General features: G+C 44.0%; 15 protein-coding genes. 9 read left to right on the forward strand and 6 right to left on the reverse strand.

The features are described 5' to 3' along the window. Position 1: 1 nt before the first annotated feature. Together RBB12_RS15010 and RBB12_RS15015 are read right to left on the reverse strand one after the other, a co-directional pair. On the reverse strand, positions 2 to 1,369 hold the full coding sequence (locus tag RBB12_RS15010; RefSeq protein ID WP_306014478.1) for an exonuclease domain-containing protein: 1,368 nt from the start codon (positions 1,367 to 1,369) through the stop codon (positions 2 to 4). Between the two features lie 71 nt (positions 1,370 to 1,440). Continuing rightward, complete coding sequence (locus RBB12_RS15015) at positions 1,441 to 2,283, reverse strand: AraC family transcriptional regulator (protein ID WP_293282903.1); 843 nt, start codon at positions 2,281 to 2,283, stop codon at positions 1,441 to 1,443. Between the two features lie 137 nt (positions 2,284 to 2,420). On the opposite strand from RBB12_RS15015, the gene RBB12_RS15020 reads away from it, so the two are divergent. The 4 genes from RBB12_RS15020 (at position 2,421) to RBB12_RS15035 (ending at position 7,664) form a co-directional block, all read left to right on the forward strand. Then, entirely contained in the window at positions 2,421 to 3,344 is a 924-nt protein-coding gene (locus RBB12_RS15020; RefSeq protein ID WP_409557910.1) for a dihydrodipicolinate synthase family protein, read from the forward strand. Then, positions 3,341 to 4,864, forward strand: coding sequence for an aldehyde dehydrogenase (NADP(+)) (locus RBB12_RS15025; protein ID WP_306014477.1), 1,524 nt, complete (start codon positions 3,341 to 3,343; stop codon positions 4,862 to 4,864). The genes RBB12_RS15020 and RBB12_RS15025 overlap by 4 nt, the downstream gene beginning before the upstream one ends. Positions 4,865 to 4,867: 3 nt before the next feature. Beyond that, the gene (locus RBB12_RS15030; RefSeq protein ID WP_306014476.1) at positions 4,868 to 5,875 is read left to right on the forward strand and encodes a 4-hydroxyproline epimerase; all 1,008 of its coding nucleotides are present in this window, start codon (positions 4,868 to 4,870) and stop codon (positions 5,873 to 5,875) included. An 88-nt stretch (positions 5,876 to 5,963) separates the two neighbouring features. Continuing rightward, positions 5,964 to 7,664, forward strand: a complete 1,701-nt coding sequence (locus RBB12_RS15035) for a DUF885 family protein (RefSeq protein WP_306014475.1) — start codon at positions 5,964 to 5,966, stop codon at positions 7,662 to 7,664. A gap of 42 nt (positions 7,665 to 7,706) precedes the next feature. Here RBB12_RS15035 and RBB12_RS15040 read toward each other — a convergent pair whose 3' ends face one another. After that, positions 7,707 to 8,441 carry an NUDIX hydrolase gene (locus RBB12_RS15040; protein WP_306014540.1) on the reverse strand — a complete coding sequence of 245 codons (735 nt, stop codon included), beginning with the start codon at positions 8,439 to 8,441 and terminating at the stop codon, positions 7,707 to 7,709. A gap of 199 nt (positions 8,442 to 8,640) precedes the next feature. Here RBB12_RS15040 and RBB12_RS15045 point away from each other — a divergent pair, with 199 nt between their 5' ends. Together RBB12_RS15045 and RBB12_RS15050 are read left to right on the forward strand one after the other, a co-directional pair. Next, a complete protein-coding gene (locus RBB12_RS15045; protein WP_306014474.1) occupies positions 8,641 to 9,486 on the forward strand; it encodes a universal stress protein in 846 nt (281 codons plus the stop codon). Positions 9,487 to 9,490: 4 nt separating this feature from the next. Then, positions 9,491 to 10,351, forward strand: a complete 861-nt coding sequence (locus RBB12_RS15050) for a universal stress protein (RefSeq protein ID WP_293282913.1) — start codon at positions 9,491 to 9,493, stop codon at positions 10,349 to 10,351. 2 nt (positions 10,352 to 10,353) lie between these two features. Here the strand turns inward: RBB12_RS15050 and trxA are convergent, their stop codons facing one another. Further along, complete coding sequence (trxA, locus tag RBB12_RS15055) at positions 10,354 to 10,653, reverse strand: thioredoxin (protein WP_179384425.1); 300 nt, start codon at positions 10,651 to 10,653, stop codon at positions 10,354 to 10,356. A gap of 158 nt (positions 10,654 to 10,811) precedes the next feature. Here trxA and RBB12_RS15060 point away from each other — a divergent pair, with 158 nt between their 5' ends. Then, the gene (locus RBB12_RS15060) at positions 10,812 to 11,576 is read left to right on the forward strand and encodes a DUF1080 domain-containing protein (RefSeq protein WP_306014473.1); all 765 of its coding nucleotides are present in this window, start codon (positions 10,812 to 10,814) and stop codon (positions 11,574 to 11,576) included. A 42-nt stretch (positions 11,577 to 11,618) separates the two neighbouring features. On the opposite strand, the gene RBB12_RS15065 is transcribed toward RBB12_RS15060, so the two are convergent. Together RBB12_RS15065 and RBB12_RS15070 are read right to left on the reverse strand one after the other, a co-directional pair. Further along, positions 11,619 to 12,971, reverse strand: a complete 1,353-nt coding sequence (locus tag RBB12_RS15065; protein WP_306014472.1) for a S41 family peptidase — start codon at positions 12,969 to 12,971, stop codon at positions 11,619 to 11,621. Positions 12,972 to 13,056: 85 nt separating this feature from the next. Next, a complete protein-coding gene (locus RBB12_RS15070) occupies positions 13,057 to 14,202 on the reverse strand; it encodes a helix-turn-helix domain-containing protein (RefSeq protein WP_306014471.1) in 1,146 nt (381 codons plus the stop codon). 194 nt (positions 14,203 to 14,396) lie between these two features. On the opposite strand from RBB12_RS15070, the gene RBB12_RS15075 reads away from it, so the two are divergent. Together RBB12_RS15075 and RBB12_RS15080 are read left to right on the forward strand one after the other, a co-directional pair. Next, complete coding sequence (locus RBB12_RS15075) at positions 14,397 to 17,198, forward strand: triple tyrosine motif-containing protein (protein ID WP_306026665.1); 2,802 nt, start codon at positions 14,397 to 14,399, stop codon at positions 17,196 to 17,198. A 320-nt stretch (positions 17,199 to 17,518) separates the two neighbouring features. Next, positions 17,519 to 20,704 carry a glycoside hydrolase family 2 TIM barrel-domain containing protein gene (locus tag RBB12_RS15080; RefSeq protein WP_179384420.1) on the forward strand — a complete coding sequence of 1,062 codons (3,186 nt, stop codon included), beginning with the start codon at positions 17,519 to 17,521 and terminating at the stop codon, positions 20,702 to 20,704. The last annotated feature ends 2 nt before the right edge of the window (positions 20,705 to 20,706 follow it).

The raw sequence follows: 20,706 nt of genomic DNA on the forward strand, positions 1-20,706 counted from the left end.
ATTACACGAGCACCTTACTCTTGTTTTGTTTGAGAAAATACTGTGTCAAAATACTTTCTGTTTCCAAAGTATGTTTTTGTGGGGTGATAAAGGCCTCCACATCTTCAAGATTGGATAGCTGCGTCTCGGTATCGACAAAACCAAAACCCTTGTAAATGCCATCGGCAATCAAAATGATAGCATGTTCATTTTCATTTCGGCCTTTTTCTTGGATAACCCTGATTTCCGAGGAGAGCATTTTCATGTGGGCGATGGCCTCTTCGACTTTTTGGTTATAAGCGTCTATTTTCTCCTCCCCCCGGCAGATACCTTCGCAGCTATTTATTTCGTGATGGGAACAGGCCGATGCGGTCTGTTGCAAATGACAGTAACGGGGACAGAGCAAGAATAACCTGCATACCTCTTCTAAATACGCCCGGCATTCCGTTTGGTTGTGGAGTATTTTTAACGGGTTTGGTATCCCTTTGATGGTATTGTAGGCCAGGTGGGTAATCCCATTTCTATCTTCGTAGGCAAAAATGGCGTACTGCTTGGCCATTCTTTTTTGGGCGCGGTTATAGGGTGGGAACAACCGTTTGATTTCTGCGGATTCCATCAAAAGTGCGACCAATTCGCTGCCAGAGAGTTTGAAATCAATGTTGGCCGTCTCGCTGCACATTTGGATTTCCTTTCTGCTCTTGTCGTAAAAATGGCCCAACACCCGTTTTTTTAGGTTGATGGCCTTTCCCACATAAATAATCTCCCCTTTTTGATTCATAAAATAATAGATGCCCGGTTTTTGGGGAATACGGTCAAATACTGATTTGGGCAAATGGGGTGGAAGGGTAGCTTCTTGGCTTCTGGCGTTCAAAAACTTTTTGAAAATGGTATCAGCCTCAGGCTGTTCCAACAACTTCTCAAACAAAAGTACGGTGGCATGGGCATCACCTCGGGCACGGTGCCGGTCCACCAAAGGAATCTGTATGGCCGAGCAGAGTTTTCCCAAGCTGTACGAACGCAGTCCGGGAATCAATTTTCGGGACAGCCTTACCGTACACAGCTTCTTTCGGTTAAAATCAACCCCGATTTGTCGAAATTCCTCCTTGATCACGCCATAATCAAAATTGACGGAGTGCGCCACAAAAATACACCCCTCGGTAATGCGTTGGACCGCATCGGCAATCTCGTGGAATACGGGAGCATTTTGCACCATGTGGTCATCGATGCCCGTTAGTCCCGTAATAAAATAGGGGATGGGACATTGTGGATTGACAAGGGATGTGAATTCGTCCACAATTTGATTGCCATCATATTTAAAAATGGAAATCTCGGTAATCTTGTTGCCCTTGATTCCGTTGCCCGTGGTCTCTATGTCGATGATGGTGTACAAACGCTGTGCGGCTTAGTAGGATTGAAATTATGGATAAACGGCCCGACATCCAAGTGCTTTGCCCAGATATATCAAAATTGATGGCGGTATTGCGTTGGCGTGCAGTGCTTGAATTCCTTGAACTTGCGGTTAAAGTTGGCAATATTGTTGAAACCGCACTGTTCAGAAATCGAAGCAATGGAGCGTTCGGGATTTTTTAAGAGGAGCTTACAGGCATTTTCAATGCGTATTTCGATTAAAAATTGGAAAAATGTCTTGTTGGTCCTTTTTTTAAAGTATCTACAGAACGCATTCTTCGTCATGTTGGCCTTTTCTGCAATTTCTTCCAAAGTGATGGGCTCCCTGTACCGTTCCATCGCATAATCGTATACCTTGCTCATCCGTTTGCCCTCATCATCCGTGAACGATTTGCGATACACAAAAGCGGAAAGCGGTACTGTCTTGGATTTGTTGATTTGGTCGATGATCAGCAGCAAGGATGCAATTTGCTCCACTTTGTTTTGTGCTGAAAGCGCATGGAACAATGGAACGATCTTGCTTTGTCTTGAAGTGATGCGCATTCCAAACTCTGCCTTTTTAAAGAATTGTTGGATGGAAGAAAGGTCTGCCAGTTGGAAGAATCCTTTTCCAAAGGAATCTTGGTCAAAAAACAAGGTGTGCATCAACGATTCTTCCTTGATTCGGGTGTCGCTTCGGAATACATGCGGGACAAAACTACCAATGACCAGAATGTCGCCAGCCTTGTATTCATTGATGCTGTCCCCTACAATCAGTGTCCCGGCACCTTTTTCCACATAACTGATCTGAATTTCCGCATGTTGGTGCAACTGATCGTAAAATACCTGCTCGCGGTCAATTTGGTACACCAGCGCCTCATGCTGTGGTTTTGGAATTTTAAAAGGGAGCACCTTCATGGATACGCCTAAATTATTTAAAAAATTGATTTTGCAGCTAATTTAGGGTAATATACTATCATAATAGGCTAATAATCGAGCAAAAGAAAAAAGGGCTCCCTTCGTAATTTTAGAAAGGAAAAAATTAAGCTTACATTATGGTAAAATGGGAAGGCGTAATGCCAGCGGTAACTACAAAGTTTACCAGCGACGATACCTTGGACCTTGAAATGTTTGAAAAAAACATACGAGCACAAATCGATGCAGGGGTACACGGGATTATTCTAGGGGGTACCTTGGGAGAGGCGAGCACCTTGGAACAAGAAGAAAAGGAGACCTTGATCAAAACGTCGATTGCTTTGGCCGACGGAAAAATTCCGGTGATAATGAATGTGGCGGAACAAAGCACCAAAGGTGCTATTAAAGCCGCCCAGACTGCGGAAAAAGTGGGTGCCCAAGGATTAATGTTGTTGCCGCCCATGCGCTACAAGGCTACCGATTATGAAACGGTCGCCTATTTTAAGGCAGTGGCCAAAAACACCTCTTTGCCGATTATGCTGTACAATAATCCAGTAGATTATAAGATCGAGGTGACTTTGGATATGTTGGAGGAATTGATTGCGTGCGACAATATCCAAGCCATTAAAGAATCTACCCGGGATATTACCAACGTGATCCGAATCCAGAATAGGTTTGGCGATCGTGTAAAGGTTTTCACGGGAGTGGATACCTTGGGATTGGAAAGTTTGGTCATAGGCGCCGTAGGTTGGGTGGCCGGACTGGTTTGTGCCTATCCTGCCGAAACGGTTGCCATTTATGAGTTGGTGAAAGTTGGCAGGATTGAGGAAGCCCTGAAGATATATCGATGGTTTATGCCCTTGTTGGAGTTGGACATTAGTTCGCAATTGGTACAAAACATCAAACTGGCCGAAGTGGCCACAGGAATTGGCACCGAACATGTGCGAGCACCCCGATTGCCCTTGCAAGGCGCTGAACGGGAACGTGTTTTACAAGTGATTGAAACCGCAATGAAACATAGACCGGAGCTTCCGGACTATAAAAACATAAATAACGAAGTATGATGACAGGTAAAAACTGTATTGGAGGACAGTTTAAGGCAGATGGTTCCGTAGAATTCAGAACGGTAGACCCCAAAAAAAACGTTCAGAACCCGACGGTATTCGTAGAAGCCACTAAAGATGAAATAGATACGGCCGTGGATATGGCTTGGGAGGCTTTTAAGGTATTCCGAACGATGCAAGGCAAACAACGGGCTGATTTTTTAAATACCATTGCTGATGAAATGTTGGCCTTGGACCAAGAATTGATCGATACCTACATGTTGGAGTCGGGTTTGCCCGAGGGCAGGGCCATTGGCGAACGGGGACGAACTGTTTTTCAGTTGCGTTCGTTTGCCGAACTGGTTGCCAACGACGATTGGCGCGAAAATACATTTGATGCGGCCCAGCCCGATAGAAAACCGCAGCCTAAACCGGATTTGCGAAAAACCATGATTCCCTTGGGACCAGTGGCCGTTTTTGGAGCCAGTAATTTTCCGTTGGCGTATTCCACTGCAGGAGGCGATACAGCAAGTGTCTTGGCGGCAGGTTGCCCCGTGATTGTAAAGTCCCATCCCATGCATGCGGGAACCAATGAGTTGGTAGCTTCGGCCATTGTTAAGGCCGCCGAAAAAACGGGAATGCCCAAAGGTGTTTTTTCAAGCATCAATGGTTCGGTACAGGCCGGAATCGATTTGGTGAACCATCCAAAAGTGAAAGCGGTTGGTTTTACGGGAAGCATCGGAGGAGGCAGGGCACTGTTCGATTTGGCAGCCAAAAGAGAGGAACCTATTCCTGTTTTTGCCGAAATGGGCAGTATCAATCCTGTGATCATGACCGCGAGTGCCATTTCGAAAAGAGGAAGTGAACTCGCCAAAACTTACGCAGGGTCCATTACCTTGGGTACGGGACAGTTTTGTACCAATCCAGGGCTTTTGTTGACGGTAAAGTGTGAGGATACCCATAGTTTTATTCAAGAGTTGGCCAAAGAAACCGTCTCCATAGCCCCGCAAACCATGTTGCACCCCAATATCAAAAAAGGGTACATCTCCAAAGGAGATGCGGTAACAGGGCAAGAAGGTGTTGAGGTGGTGGCAACCTACGATGGGAATTTGGATGCCAATGAAGCTGCTGCGACCATTGCCACTGTTTCAGGTAGGGCATTTTTGGATAATCCGAAGATGCACCAAGAGGTTTTTGGTCCCTTTTCCATGGTGGTACAATGTGAGGACGAAGCGGAATTGATTCAGATTATCGAGGGGTTGGAGGGACAATTGACCGGCACCCTCATCGCAGAAAAGAATGATACATTGAATTTGTCAAAATTGGTTGATGCGTTGCAGCACCGTGTGGGACGAATCATTTATAATGGTGTGCCTACCGGGGTGGAGGTATGTGCGTCCATGCAACATGGGGGACCTTACCCGGCGTCTACCGATTCTAGGTTTACCGCAGTTGGGGTGCACTCCATCAAGCGTTGGGTGCGCCCGATCAGTTATCAATCATTTCCTATGGAATTGTTGCCAGATCATTTAAAAAAATAGCGAGTGGCCAGAAAAACATTTTTTTGTGTGGATGCCCACACCTGCGGAAATCCAGTACGGGTTGTAGCAGGGGGAGGCCCTAATTTGATGGGCAAGGACATGAGCGAGAAGCGCCAGCATTTTTTAAGGGATTACGATTGGATTCGAAGGGGGTTGATGTTTGAACCAAGGGGACATGATATGATGAGCGGAAGTATTTTGATGGCACCCCATGATCCAGAGAACGATTTTGCCATTCTGTTTATAGAAACATCAGGTTGCCTGCCCATGTGTGGTCATGGTACCATCGGAACCATTACAGTGGCCATAGAAGAAGGCCTCATCGTACCCAAAACACCCGGAAAAATACGGATGGAGGCACCTGCAGGCTTGGTGGAGATCGAATACCAATTGACAGGAAAAAAGGTGGAATGGGTAAAGTTGGTCAACGTAAAATCCTACTTGGCCGCAGCAAATTTGTCCATTGACTGCCCGGGTCTTGGTGAAATCCATTTTGATGTGGCCTATGGGGGTAATTATTATGCCATTGTGGATCCACAGGAACATTATACGGGATTGGAGGACTTTACCGCTGGACAGATCATCCAGTTTTCACAAGTGGTGCGTAAGGCCATCAACGAGAAATATCCCGATTACTTTGTGCATCCGGAAAACCCAACCATACGGGATGTGAGTCACATGATGTGGACAGGAAAACCTTTGGATGCCACTTCATCCGGACGAAATGCGGTGTTTTATGGCGATAAGGCCATCGACCGTTCTCCCTGTGGAACAGGAACCTCTGCCCGCATGGCCCAATTATATGCGAAAGAAGCCTTGAAGGTAGGAGAACCTTTTGTGCATGAAAGCATTATCGGGAGCAAGTTTGTGGGGAAAGTAGAGGCTGAAACCACCTTGGACGCAAAACAGGCCATCATCCCCAGTATTCAAGGATGGGCACAGGTTACGGGTTACAACAATATCATCATAGATGACGACGACCCCTACGCACATGGATTTCAGGTGCTTTAGAAGGCATCAGAATTTGAATGGGCGAGGTGCAAAATAGAATGAGATAACCAATCATTACCTTTAGGTACTGAAAACTAAATACAGCAATATGGGCTTACAGAAATTAAGCATCGCTCTGGTTGCCATAATAAGTACATGGGCTACGGCACAGCATAGTCAATTGGCGGATATGGTCACCGAATTTGAAATGGATAACTGGGCATTGGAACGCACCTACACAGTCGACGAGTCAGAAGAGTATTACCAACGGTTTTTGAGGTTTTACTCGAACTGGGAAGATAAAATGGATGCCGTTGACTTCGCTTCCCTTTCACAACAAGGAAAGGTAGATTATGTACTGCTGAAGAACCAAGTAGCCAAAGGCAATTACTTTTTGAATCAAGACTATAGCGCGTATAAAGGAGTAAAGGAAGTGGGTGATTTCGCGAAAGCTATTTTCCCTTTTATACAAGAACGAAGAAGGGGCAAACAACCCGATGCAAAACAATTGGCCCAATTGTTTCAGAATGCTACCGAAGCGATTGCTACCGAGATGGAAACTTGGAAATCCAAATCCTTTAAGGATTGGCAAACGGCTGAAAAGGCTTCGGAAGTGGTTACCTCATTCCAAAAAGCGTTAAAGGAGTCCTATGAATTTTACTATGGCTACGACCCGGATTTTACATGGTGGATGGAAAAGCCCTATCAAAAACTAAACGAAAAGCTCACTGCCTATGCCGAATTCCTGAAGGAAAATTATGCTGAGGATAGTGTAAAGGATGATGGTAGCGGCATTATTGGAAAACCTATCGGGGAGGAGGCGCTGAAAGAAAGTTTGGCCTTGGAATTTATTCCCTACACGTCTGCTGAACTCATCAAAACAGCGGAAGAACAATTTGAATGGTGCAAAAATGAAATGATAAAGGCCTCAAGGGAGCTGGGCTATGGAGATGACTGGAAAAAGGCTCTGGAGCACGTGAAGAACACCTATGTTCCTGCGGGACAGCAACCACAGGCCATCATGGACCTATATTCCCATTCCGTGGATTTTATTGAAGAAAGGGATTTGATCACGATACCCGAATTGGCCAAGGAGACCTGGGGCATGAAAATGATGAGTCCCGAACGGCAAAAGATTAGTCCCTTCTTTTTGGGAGGTCGCGATATTATTATTTCATACCCTACCATGGAGATGGACCATAACGACAAGTTGATGAGCATGCGGGGGAATAACCCCAACTTTTCCTTTCCGACGGTGCAGCATGAATTGTTGCCGGGACATAATTTGCAGTATTTTATGACGAGTCGCCACAAAAGCTATCGCCGTCCGTTTTCCACACCGTTTTGGACCGAGGGATGGGCCTTGTATTGGGAAATCATCCTCTGGAACAAGGAGTTTCCCCAAACACCGGAACAAAAATTGGGCATGTTGTTCTGGAGAATCCATCGATGTGCGAGAATCATTTTTTCCCTAAAGTTCCATTTGGGAGAGATGACTCCTCAGGAATGTATCGACCTTTTGGTGGATGAGGTCGGCCACGAATACGCCAATGCCGAGGCGGAGGTGAGAAGGTCCTTCACCACAAGCTATCCGCCGTTATATCAACTGGCCTATATGATGGGAGGACTTCAGTTTTATGCCTTGCGCAATGAAATGATGGCTCAAGGTTGGACAGAAAAACAATTTCATGACCGGGTGATGGTTGAGGGTAGAATGCCAGTGGAACTGTTGCGAAGCCTGCTGCAGGAATTGCCCCTCAACAAAAACTATAAAACCAAATGGAAGTTCTCCACGGATTTTAAGGATTGATGTAGTTTCTCGATAACAAAGCGGTGAAAGTAGGGGGCGGGTCTATATTTTGAAGATGAACCCGTCTTCCTCTACTTTTTTTCGATATTTCTCCTTGTCAAAAACATAGAGGTATGCCCCTTTTCGGGAAACGCTCATATCTTTTTCGTCCAATTTGATGAGTACGTCTAGTGAGTTGATTTTATTGATGAAGTTGCGCTTGTCCAGCTCCTTGTCCAAAATGGACTCGTACAAGTTTTGTAATTGCCGCATGGTAAATTTTTCGGGAAGCAGCTCAAAACCAATGGGCTGGCTCAGTGCTCTCCTTCGTAAACGCACCTTTGCCTTTTCCACCATTTCGTTATGGTCAAAAATCAAGCTGGGGGCTTCCTTGATATCAAACCATTGGGCCGTATCTAGCTGTACCCCATCGAATTGATGGCTGTCCACATCGATCAGGGCATAATAGGCCACGGAGATGGTACGCTGTCCAGGGTCTCGGTCAATTTTACTATAAGTGTGGATTTGTTCTAGATAAATATCGCTCAAACCTGTTAGGTTTTCCAAAACTCTTGCCGCAGCTTGGTCCAAATCTTCGTTTTTTTTGAGGAACCCACCGATGAGGGACCATTTTCCCTTTTCGGGCTCAATAGGTCTTTTGATCAATAATATGTTGAGATTTTTCTTGTCGAACCCAAAGATGATGCAGTCGACCGCCAAAAGTACCTGATCTTCTTTTTGATAAAAATTGAGTTGTTGGTTGGGGGGTGATGCGACTTTTATGTTATTTTCTGCCATGGTATAGGATGCAATTTCAAGGATAAAAATAGATAAACTATTCCCTAAAATATCCATATCCATTTTATAATTGGTTTATCGTCAATTAAAAAATTAGGAAGGCACGACTAAAATTGGTTCCACATTTGGCCTTTTCATATTGACCAAAATCATTTTCTAGCCATTTGCATCCCATTATATTTGGAAAAAGTGTTTTGTGATGAAAACCATATTGATTCCCACCGATTTTTCTAAAAATGCCCTACATGCCCTAACCTATGCCAAAGAATTGTACAAGTGCGAGCGGGCTTGTTTTTTTGTGCTACACGCCTATGGTGAGGAGGTGTACGGACACTATAAAACAACTCCGAAAGAGGAGCTCGAAAAAATGAAGGAGGAAAAACGGGAGGAAACCCAAAAGAAATTGGATGCCCTCATCGATTTGGTAGTGGGCGAACCCCCCAACCCTTTGCACAATTTTGAGACGGTGGCCAAATTGGACAATCTAGTGGATGCCGTGAATGATTTTGTGGACGAGATGAACATTGATTTGGTAATCATGGGTACCAAAGGCGAAACCAGCGATCATAAGACCACCTTTGGGAGCTATACCATTGAGATTTTCAAATATGTAAAATGTCCGGTTTTGGCCATTCCCGAAGGTTTTGAGTATAGGCAACCCAAGGCCATCCTTTTTCCAACAGACTATATGTTGCCCTACAAGCGAAGGGAATTGAAGCTTTTGGGCGATTTGGCGGGCAAGTTCAAGTCCAAGATACATTGTTTGTACATCACCGATTTCGACGAGCTCAGTCCACGGCAGGAGGACAACAAGTTGTTTTTGGAAGGCACTTTGACCAAACCTTATTTAAGTTTTGAGACCGCTCCCGTTAAGAACAAGGCGGAAATCATACTGGAACAGATTGAGCAAAAGGAGGCCGGTATGTTGGTAATGATGAACTCCAGACATTCCTTTTTTGAGGATATGCTCTACCGGTCGACAGTGGATTTACTGGGGCTCAAGATCAAAATACCGTTTATGGTGATGCAAAACATAAAACGATGATGTTATGAAAAGGAAACGAATCATATTACCGACAGATTTTTCCAAAAATGCTTGGAATGCCATTGTATATGCCTTGACAGTTTTTAAGGACGACCCTTGTGATTTCTTTATCTTGAATTCATTTCAGGTGGGTGCTTCCGGACTTTCCACAAAAATGGCGAGATATAATGATACCCGTTTGTACAATTTGATGAAAGAACAATCGGAACGCGATTTGAAAAGGGAGCTGGAAAAAATCAACGCATTGGACAAAAACCCCAATCATAATTTTATTGCCCGTTCTGAGCAAGCTACTCTGGTAAATGCCATCGGAAAAACGGTTTACAAGGAAGAGATTGATTATGTCATCATGGGAACCAAAGGGGTTTCTGGCTTAAAAGAGGTCTTTATGGGGAGCAATACTTTTCAAATCATCAAGGAAATCGACTTTTGTCCCATTATCGCAGTTCCTGAGGATTATCAGACGGACGGAGAACTGGATTCACTGATGCTGGCCACAGGCTACGAGCACCTTTTTGAAAACTATGAACTACAGCCCTTGTTGCACCTTCCAGTCAACTTTAAGGCCAAATTGCGGATTGTTTACGTAGGCAACCCAGCGGATTTGAACGAGGCACAAAAAAAGTCCAAGGAAGCACTGGAAAAGCGATTGGACTCCATTGAGCACGAGTTTGTGGAGGTCGAAAAGGATGGGTCGGTCACCAATACCATTCAAAAAATGGTACAGCAGGACGACACCATCGATATGTTGGTGATGATCCATCAGGACCATTCATTCTTCGAAAAATTGACCAGGGAACCAGTAATCAAAAAAGTGGCCTTCGCCACCCGCGTACCCTTTATGGTTGTTCATCTATTTGAATGATGCTACAAGAAGGATTTGGCCAATTGAACCAATTCTTGTTTTTGAAGTACGCCCGATTTTCTCCAGAGCTGTTTTCCGTTTTTGAAGAAAATTAAGGTAGGAACGCCCCTTACCTGGTACGTATTGGCCAAATTTTGGTTTTTGTCCACGTCTATTTTTACGATTTTCAAATCTTCGCCCATCTCATCCTTGACTTGCTTTAAAATGGGAGCCAACATTTTACAAGGTCCGCACCATTCTGCCGAAAAGTCGATAAGCGTTAATTGGTCGCTATTGATCAAAGCTGCAAAATTTCCTTTCATCGTTTCCAAAAATTAGTGCCTGCAATGTACAAACACTGTTGTTTTTGCAAAGTGACCTAAGTCACCTTTTGGAACCAAGGCCTCAATAAGTTTAAGGGGCATGGTCGGATTCTTTTGCTATCTTTATTCGCTGCACAACTAAACAAAACTGATTGCACATGCAAAAAATTATCACTGGATGTATGCTGACACTTTTCCTATTGGCATCCTGTAAAAACGAGAAGAAAAAAGATGTTGCCGAGACGTGGCGTACCAAAAAGGCTGCTGTTGAGAATGCCGTACACAATCAGTTGTTGGAGGTGGAAAGGGAAGCAGGCTGGGAGTTGCTGTTTGATGGGGAAACCATGAACGGTTGGCATTTGTACAACGATGCCGGTTCGCAATCTGTTTGGGAAGTGGTGGATGGTACCTTGCACAGCAACCCCAATGATGAATCCTTGACGGCAGGTGATCTGGTGACCGACAAGGCCTATGAAAATTATGAGCTATCCCTGGAATGGAAAGTTATTGGGAATGGCAATAGTGGCATCTTCATCAATGTGCAGGAATTGCCCCATGTTCCTACGGCTTGGCAGAGCGGTCCAGAGTATCAAATATTGGGTGCTGACCACATGGACTACGATGTGCCCGAGAAAAGACCGGGTTGTCTTTATGTTTTCCTGCCCCAACAAAACAATGTGGAAATCAAGCAAGGGGATTGGAACAAAACAACCATCAAACAAAAAGATGGTAAAATTGAGTTCTACCTCAATGGTGAGCTTACCGCAGAGGAGGATTTAACGACTCCGGAATGGAAAAACAAAGTAGCTGCATCCCATTTTTCCAACTATCCAGAGTTTGGAAAAACAACCGCAGGGCAAATTGCGCTGCAATATTGGTATTTTGAAACCTGGTTTCGGAATATCAAGATCCGTGAATTGTAGTATATCGTTAATTGATCAAATTATCCGATGGATAAACTACATCTAATCGGATTTGCTGATTTTTTCCAGTAAACCTTCCAGAATCTCATCCGTTTCATCCAATAAGTGATCTTTGATGAAGATATCCGGGACAACGCCCTCTTCTTTGGTGCTTCCACTTACCCGGACCATTTTTCCTTTGGAAACACTTACCGGAATTTGTGTATTGGGTAGTTTAAATTCGAACATGGAGGCGTAAAGTGAGGCATATTCCCCAGTTTCTTCGCCAACAATGGTTCCGAAGCCGTAATCTTGTATTTGCGCAGCGGTAACCGTGGCTTGTGAGTGTGACTGTCTGTTGACCAACACATAAACGTTGCCAGAAAATCGTTTGGATGGTGGTTGTGGTTGATAATCGCCAAAATCGTAGTTATAAATTTCTCCGTTTTCACGTGAAAGTGCTTCTTTCCAGAAAGTAGAAGTGGTGTCGTAGTGTTGTCTGGCGTGTTCCTTTAAGAATTGACTCGTTTTCAGTTGGTAACTGGAATTCCATCGAAATGTATTGTCAGCAATATAAGAAACCAGATAGTCGCTGAACGCATTGTGGCCCCCGCCATTGTTTCTTAAATCAATGATCAGGTTCTTGCTCCTTCGCTCCTTAATTTGTGCAAACGCCGAATCAACAAAACTCTTGAACTTTGTTTCATCACCACTAAAATCACCTGTGACAAGGTATGCTGATTCTCCTATAAATTGAAGCGACCTTTCCTGATTGAACAATTCGGTTCGCTTCATTTCGTAGCCCTCAATCAAATCCACTGCGCTAACCGTTTGGGTTTTTATAATGTTATTGGACTTAAACTTGATTTCAAAACTTTCTTGCTTCCCGTATAGCTGCCAGTAAAGTCGAGGGAAGGAGTACAGTTCAATCTTCGCATTTTTAAAATAAGGGCGTTCAGCGGAAATCAGGGTGTGCATTTCAGCTAGGATTTTTGAAATGGGAATGTCATTAATGCTCAGTACTTCAGCTCCTATGGGGATGTCGTTGCCCGACCAATTTTTACGGACCAATGCTTTGCCCTGTTCGAGCGCAAGTTCCAAAGGAAATAGTGTCCCACCATTGTAGGCATAGTTGCCATAGGATTTTCCGGGGAACCCGATTTCAGTATGGCCATTGTCCGCCTTTGAAATCACTTTTTGAAAGATGGAAGTCGCCTCCAGTAGACTTAAACTGTCCTGAGTAATGGAATTTTTGACTTGGAGATAATTTTTTTCAAATTCTGCCTTAGATGTATAGGCATACAAATTGTAATGAGCCTCTTCCAAAGATGACCAGAGAAACGCCATATCCTCCAACATTTCATTTTTGGTGAAATAGTCTTGGGCATGCAGCAAGGTGCCGGATAAACTGGTCATCAAGCAAATTTGGAATAGAAGGACTCTAGGGTTGAAAACAGCTTTCATCAAGTTTAAATTTTCCGCAAAACTAAGCGTGCTCGTCCTATGAAACGACCGACTGCTTCCTTTCGGACTTATTTTTGAGCTGCTTCGCGTATTGACTTGGGGTTTTTCCGGTTGATTTTTTGAAGACATCGTTAAACGTGGACTTGGAGTTAAAACCACATTCAAACGCCAGACCGAGCAGGGTCAATTTTTTGTTTTCCGGTTGGGCCACCAATTCTTTAAAAGCTTCGATGCGGTAGCTGTTCACATATTCGTAAAAATTTTTGGAGAAGCTTCGGTTGATGGTTTGGGATACCTGTTTTGGACTTACTTCCAGCAGCTCCGCCAAGGTATTGAGGTCTAAATCGGAATTGAGATAAGGCTTCTTTTTTTCCATTAATTCTGTGAGTTGCTTTGCCAAATCTGGATTTAGGTCATCCAAAGAGGGTTTTGGCTTTTGTGAGGCATAGCCAGAGGTTTCCTTTTGGGTTTTTAGATATCCCTGAAAACCAATCCAACACGTTACAATGGCCAATCCTACGAAGGTGGGAAGGATGTAATACTCCTTCAGGGATTTGTCAAAAAAGTACTTGTCCACCTCTGCAAAGAAATTCCAACCAATCCAAAACAGCGCATAAATGATAATGGGAAGTTGCAACCATCTCAGCGATTTATGCTCCAGATTGGAATAACGCTGTTTTAGCCAAGATTGATACTGGAACAGCAGCCATAGCGATATGATGGCATAGCTCATAATCGAAAAACTGCCGAGCCATTGTTCCGCCAAGTAAATCTTGGTATACGGATGCGTCGGTGTTTGATAGAGCCCGTCCGCACCCAAGCGGTAAAATGCCGTTCTGTAAAAAATAAACTCCAGTACCACCGGAACAAAATGGATAGCATCGCTTTTTGAAAAGACGAATTCCTTATCGGTCACACTTTTGGTGTAGAAATACAGCGCAGGGCCAATACCGTAAAGGAGCTCCAATTGCATATACCGAAAAACGTCTATCATGCCACGGCTCCACAGTATGTTCACCAAACCAATGTTGAGCGCCATCAGTGCAAAAAAGAATATGAGAAGCGATAGGAATATGTTGGACTGTTTTCGTGGCCGTTTGGTCACCAACAAAACCCCAAGCAGGATCGCTTGAAAGGCAAAAACAAAGATGATGGTGGACAATATGGGGTTGGGCGAAGTCATGGCAATGCGAATTTAGCTAATTTCAGAATAGTCCTTTTACCCATCGGCATTTGGCGCATCCTTTCAAGAGGTTTTTACAGGTCGGTCATCAACGAATTCCATTTTAGGGAAGAAACCTTAATTTTCATTGTCTTGGACTTTGTTCAAAAGTTGGGAAAAGGTAGTATCTTAAGGCACCTTAACGCTATGAAATTATGATGAGGTACACACTTTGTTTGCTTTTATTCTTTTCACAATGGCTTTTGAGTCAGGAACTACCGCCAATTCAGAACTACACTCCTTCGGACTATCAGGCTGAAAATCAAAACTGGGCTCTTTCGCAGGCCGATGATAAGGTGATGTATATAGCCAATAACAAAGGCCTTCTGCAATTTAATGGGGCCGATTGGACCTTGTTCCCATCACCGAACGAGTCCATTATGCGTTCGGTAAAGGTGGTAGGGGACCGGATTTATACGGGCTGTTACATGGAGTTTGGTTATTGGGTGCGCGATGGTCAAGGAATGCTTCGCTATACTTCCCTATCTGCCGATATGCAAGAAGATTTGTTGGAGGACGAGGAGTTTTGGGGCATTTTTAATTTGGAGGATTGGATCGTGTTCCAATCCCTAAAACGCATTTACATTTACAATATTCAAACGGAATCCATCAACAGTATTGATACGGAGGATACCCTTTTCCGAATGTTCAAGGTATCCAATGAGATTTATTTTCAGGAAAATGGCAAGGGAGTTTTCAAAATAGACAATGGCAAGTCGAAACTGGTTTACGATGATGAGGTGGTGCTCACGGATGAAATCATCAATATATTTCAGGAAGATGAAGAACTCTACATGCTCACCAAGCATAACGGCTTTTATAGGGACAACAACGGTGTATTGGACAAATTCCCTACGGGTCTGGATGATTTGCCCAAAAAAATAACGGTGTATAGTGCCATTAGATTGAATGATGGCAGCTATGCTTTGGGTACCATTTCCAACGGTCTTGTTCTTTTGGATGCGGATGCGGCCTTGCTCAACCATATTGATCAAATCAAGGGCCTGCGCAACAACACGATTCTTTCCTTAATGGAGGATATGGACAACAATATTTGGTTGGGGCTCGATAATGGGGTCAGTTATGTGAACCTAAAATCACCTATAAAGGTATATCGTGATAATAAAGGGGTGGTAGGCAGTATTTATGCAGCGGTGGTAAAGGATGGCATCCTGTATCTGGGGACCAATCAAGGCTTGTTCCATAAGGAGTTGGACAGTGACTCCGATTTTACATTGATCGAAGGTACCCAGGGCCAAGTTTGGTCGCTCCAGGAAATTGACGGCACCCTTTTTTGTTGTCATCATTCGGGCACCTACATTGTGGAAGGCAACGCGGCAAAAAGGATTACCGATGTGGAAGGAGCCTGGAAAATCAGCCCTTTGCCCAAGCATCAGGATTTGCTGTTGCAAGGTAATTATGATGGTCTTTATGTGCTGGAAAAAGTCGAGGGCAATTGGAAGCTTCGAAATAAGATAGATGGTTTTGGAAATTCCTCACGCTACTTTGAAACATTGGGAAACAAAGTTTTTGTGAACCACGAGTACAAGGGCATCTTCAAGTTGGATGTGGACAATGATTTCTCCCATGTGAATACAATTTCCATGGACACCTTGATCAAAGGTTCGGAATCGGGTATCATTAAATATCGCGACAATGTGTTCTATGCATATCGGGAAGGGGTATACAAATATCAGTTGGAGTCGGATGCTTTTGTTAAGGACAGCTTATTGAGCAGTATTTACAATCAAGATGAGTACGTTTCTGGAAAAATGGTCTTGGACCAAAACGAAGAGAATTTGTGGCTGTTTACCAATTCCAATATCAGTTTGCTATCGGAAGGCTCTTTGGCGGATACTTTATTGGTAAAGCCCATTCCATTGACGGAAGATATGAGGGATGGCATTGTTGGCTACGAGAACATTGCGAATCTGGGTGAGGAGGGCAAGTACCTTTTGGGGACTACTTCGGGCTACATTACCTTGGATGTCAATGGGTTCAAGAATAAGAATTTTCGAGTTCAGATTGGGAGGATTGAAAAATCCGATAAGCAGAGTCGGCAGTGGGCCTTGGTGGGAACTTCATCAAACGCCGAATTTGACAGTGCCGATAACCATGTTCGCTTTTCGTTTTTTACGCCAGAGTATTATAAGTTGTTCAAGCCCCAATATCAATATCAATTGGAGGGCATTTACAACAATTGGAGCAATTGGTCCGAGTCATATACCACAACTTTCGAAAATTTGCCCCATGGTGACTACACGTTTCGGGTCAGGGCTAAAATTGGCGACCAGATTTCCAACAATGTTTCAACCTTTACATTTTCCATAGCCCGGCCATGGTACATTTCCAATGTAATGTTGGGACTTTATCTCTTGGCATTTATCTTGGGTTCATTTCTGATACATCAGGCTTATCGACGTTACTACCACAAACGACAGCACAAGCTCATTGAAAAGAACAAAAGGGATATGGAATTGGCCAAGGCCCAGAATGAAAAGGAAATCATCAAAATAAAGAATGAGCAATTGCAGGAAGAGTTCAGGAGCAAGAGCAATGAACTTGCCGCATCTACCTTGAGCATCATCCGAAAGAACGAGCTGTTGTCCAAGGTAAAAGATCAACTATTGTCAAGTGTCGATGATACGAGTTCCATAAAGCCTATCATCAAGGTCATTGATAAGAACATTACGCAGAACGATGATTGGGAACTCTTCAAGGAAGCATTCAATAATGCCGACCGTAAGTTCCTGAAAAAGCTCAAAAAGGCACATCCAAACCTGTCTCCCAACGATGTTCGATTATGTGCCTACCTACGTTTGAATTTATCTTCCAAGGAGATAGCCCCGCTCTTTAATATTTCGGTGAGAAGTGTGGAGATCAAGCGGTACCGTCTTCGAAAAAAAATGGATTTATCCCACGATGACAACCTTGTTGATTACATCTTGAAACTATAATCCTATACGAAACTAGTTTTATACCTCAACATTACCTCAACATTTATACACAACACTTCTAATATACCGATTTAACATACTTTGGTGAAGTCACTGTTTTAGCGGATTAAATAAAGATTTGCTAATTATTGACACATTATTTTACAATGTATATTTTTTGTTGAGGCAGTTTTTAAGGAATTCACATTTTGTTAAGTTAAGTTTAACCTTCTGCAAAAAGCAGCTATCACAAAATGCACTTTGTGCGCATACCTGAACCAAAAGAATTTTGGTGATGTGGTAGGGTTTGATGTAGGACTCAACTAAAACTAAACAACACTATGAAAAACTGGCTGCACGCACTGTTCCTTTTATGCTTTGTTTTTGGGGCAACTGCCCAAACGCCTAAGGTAACCGTAGAAAGCAACGAGGCAGGAATGAAATTGGTCGTGAACGGAGAGGACTTCATGATCAATGGTATGAACTGGGATTACATACCCATTGGAACCAATACGGTAAACGCACAATTCTGGGAAAAATCCGATGAAATCATTAAAGCGGGTCTCGATACCGAGATGTCGCTTTTAAAGAACATGGGGGTTAATGTAATCCGACAATATACTGGTGTTCCAGCCAGATGGATACGGTACATCTACGAAGAATATGGCATCTACACCATGTTGAACCACTCTTTTGGGCGATATGGGCTTACCATTGACGGGGTTTGGACACCCGTTACCATCTATGATGAGCCAAAGACCCAAGCACTTTTGATGTCAGAATTGGAAAATTTGGTACGGGAGTACAAGAATACCCCCGGTCTATTAATGTATCTCTTAGGAAATGAAAACAACTACGGTCTGTTTTGGGCCGGAGCGGAAACCGAAGACTTCCCGGATGATCAGCAGCGGATAGACTATATCGGGGAGAGCCGCGGACGACCTATGTATCGCCTGATGAACGAGGCTGCCAAAATGATGAAGGAGATGGATGCCTCCCACCCCGTAGCCATTTGCAACGGGGATGTACTTTTTATCGACATCATCGCCGAAGAATGTCCGGACGTGGACATCTACGGAACCAATACCTATAGGGGTGTCTCCTTTGGAGATATGTTCCAAGTGGTAAAGGATAAACTGAACAAGCCGGTCATGTTCACTGAATTTGGAGCGGATGCCTTCAACGCCATCGATAACAGGGAAGATCAGTTTTCCCAAGCTTACTATATGGTGGGAAATTGGGAAGAAATCTATGAAAATGCTGCAGGACTGGGAAAAGCGGGCAACTCTATCGGAGGATTTACCTTTCAATTTAGTGACGGATGGTGGAAGTACGGTTTTGATGACCGCGAAAATGCCGATATACACGATACCAACGCCTCTTGGTCCAATGGCGGATATTCGAGAGACTTGGCCGAGCCCGGTGCAAACAATATGAACGAAGAATGGTTTGGGATATGTGCCAAAGGTGCCACCGATCCAAGAGGGCTCTACGAACTATATCCAAGGGCTGCTTACTATGCCTTGCAACAGGCCCATCAACTGGACCCTTACGCCGATGGTGTGGACTTGAATTTTGTCCAGAATCATTTTGATAATATTCAAATCATGGATGCGGTACTCAAGGCAAGGGGGGATAAGGCGGCCTTGCAGGGCGAACAAAGCAATTTGCTCCGCATCAGTAATCTAACGGCGAAATTCTCCACTTTTAGCACGGGAGGTAGTTTGATCACTACACCAGAAAACGCAGATCCCGATGATCCCAATACCTTTCCGAACCAATTGGGCTTTGACCATATGCAATCCTATTTTGTGGGAGTGGAAGGTAATCCTGCACCCAACATGCGTGCCGAGGTCAATTTTAACGTGGTCGGTAATGTGGCCCAAAACCCGATCAATGAAATCTTCTACGAAAACAATTCACGTCCCATTGAAGTCAACACGGACCAGGGCAATGTATTGGTTCAGGATGTGAACCGTATTCGGGTTTACCAAGCGGAATTTGAATGGAAAGCCAAACAATTTGATTTAAAAGGATTTTACAGGACCGGACATTACCATTGGGGCTACGAAGGGGATTTCTTCGGGTTCTATCCGGAAGCTAACTACGGACCAAACTTGGATATTTACAATGGTGAGATACTGGGTATGGAAATAGACGGTAAGGGCATGTTTGACGGTTTGAAAGTGGCAATAGGACCACAATTGTGGTGGGGGGCCAACCCAACAATGTTGTTTAAGTACAGAAAAAATATAGCCAACTTCAATATTACCGGTATTTATCATAGGGATTTTCAAACTGATATTGTATTGGATGAAAATGGACGTCGAGTTTTAGATATCAACCAAGTTCGTAGTGGTGTGATACCACCCTGGCCAACCGAGAGAGCGGCCATTGCCATAGAGCGCGAAGTTGGAAAATTTGGATTTGAAGTAGGAGGAATATGGTCAGGAAGTCCGCTCAATGGAATTTCCTTCCAGGATGTGAGGGGTACTCCGGGCAACTATGTGGTATTTGAGGATAGAATTCAAGCCAGTGATAATTGGGGAGGAAAATTCAAGGTCACCTACGAGGGAGGAAAATTTAATTGGTATGGTCAAACCGCGGCCATGGGATTGATCGCAAATGGTGGTGCCGATCAGACGTTGACCTTTACCGGCTGGAAACTTAGGGATACCGGAAGCGGTAACCAAGTCAATTTTTTAACGGGATTCACCTATTCTTTTGACAATTTTCAGATAGCCCCCAACTTTATGTGGCAAGAGCCGTTGGTAGACGCGATGCCCAATGATGTGGGAGGTCCCGGACGATTGAGAAATATTATAGACGATCCTTTTGCCGTAAGGGCGAACAGGAAAACTACTGCAGGTGAAATTCTATTGACCTATGATCCTACCCCGGGTACCTGGATGTACGAGTGGGACAACGATAGGGCAGAAGACGCCAAATTCGCCATGAATTTGGGCTTTGTATACCGCCGTCTACCCACAAGGATGGATGCGCATATCGGTTTTAATGCCAATCGGGAATTTTTTGCATTTCCTAATTCTGCACCAGCGGAAGATCTTTGGGAAGTACACTCACGAATGGTTTCCAAGCTTGGACCGGATTTGGGCATCATTGGTAATTTCTACTATGGAAATGGACAAGGTAATGGTGATTCCGATCGTTTGATCCGGCGTTTTGGAGGTGATGTGAGGATGCTTTACAAGAATTTCAAAATACAGTACACGCAAAAAATAAACGATTGGGGTCCTTATGATTACCACAGGGATTTCAACCTCACTTTCCCCGTACAGTTGATGCTGGATATTTCTACCACATTGGGCAAACCCGATTGGTTCATTCTTCCAAGCACACAAGTTGGAATTCGTGGAATTTGGAGATCCTTGAACGAATTCTCACCACGATATCTGCCCAACGTGGCGCAGGAATTTGCCAATGAGCCTATTTTGAGTCCAGTTGGTTTCGACAACGGACATGAATGGGAGATTATGACTTATGTGCACATTAATATCGGGAAATAAAA

This window comes from Allomuricauda sp. MMSF_3307 (assembly GCF_030733585.1).
Taxonomy (GTDB): Bacteria; Bacteroidota; Bacteroidia; order Flavobacteriales; family Flavobacteriaceae; genus Flagellimonas.

What these genes read in the sequence shown, in the direction of transcription:
- trxA (WP_179384425.1), bottom strand. Translation starts at nt 10,653, where the DNA reads ATGAAAGGAAATTTTGCAGCTTTGATCAATAGCGACCAATTAACGCTT.
- RBB12_RS15025 (WP_306014477.1), top strand. Translation starts at nt 3,341, where the DNA reads ATGATGACAGGTAAAAACTGTATTGGAGGACAGTTTAAGGCAGATGGT.
- RBB12_RS15060 (WP_306014473.1), top strand. Translation starts at nt 10,812, where the DNA reads ATGCAAAAAATTATCACTGGATGTATGCTGACACTTTTCCTATTGGCA.
- RBB12_RS15035 (WP_306014475.1), top strand. Translation starts at nt 5,964, where the DNA reads ATGGGCTTACAGAAATTAAGCATCGCTCTGGTTGCCATAATAAGTACA.
- RBB12_RS15015 (WP_293282903.1), bottom strand. Translation starts at nt 2,283, where the DNA reads ATGAAGGTGCTCCCTTTTAAAATTCCAAAACCACAGCATGAGGCGCTG.
- RBB12_RS15080 (WP_179384420.1), top strand. Translation starts at nt 17,519, where the DNA reads ATGAAAAACTGGCTGCACGCACTGTTCCTTTTATGCTTTGTTTTTGGG.
- RBB12_RS15065 (WP_306014472.1), bottom strand. Translation starts at nt 12,971, where the DNA reads ATGACCAGTTTATCCGGCACCTTGCTGCATGCCCAAGACTATTTCACC.
- RBB12_RS15075 (WP_306026665.1), top strand. Translation starts at nt 14,397, where the DNA reads ATGATGAGGTACACACTTTGTTTGCTTTTATTCTTTTCACAATGGCTT.
- RBB12_RS15040 (WP_306014540.1), bottom strand. Translation starts at nt 8,441, where the DNA reads ATGGCAGAAAATAACATAAAAGTCGCATCACCCCCCAACCAACAACTC.
- RBB12_RS15050 (WP_293282913.1), top strand. Translation starts at nt 9,491, where the DNA reads ATGAAAAGGAAACGAATCATATTACCGACAGATTTTTCCAAAAATGCT.
- RBB12_RS15070 (WP_306014471.1), bottom strand. Translation starts at nt 14,202, where the DNA reads ATGACTTCGCCCAACCCCATATTGTCCACCATCATCTTTGTTTTTGCC.
- RBB12_RS15045 (WP_306014474.1), top strand. Translation starts at nt 8,641, where the DNA reads ATGAAAACCATATTGATTCCCACCGATTTTTCTAAAAATGCCCTACAT.
- RBB12_RS15020 (WP_409557910.1), top strand. Translation starts at nt 2,421, where the DNA reads ATGGTAAAATGGGAAGGCGTAATGCCAGCGGTAACTACAAAGTTTACC.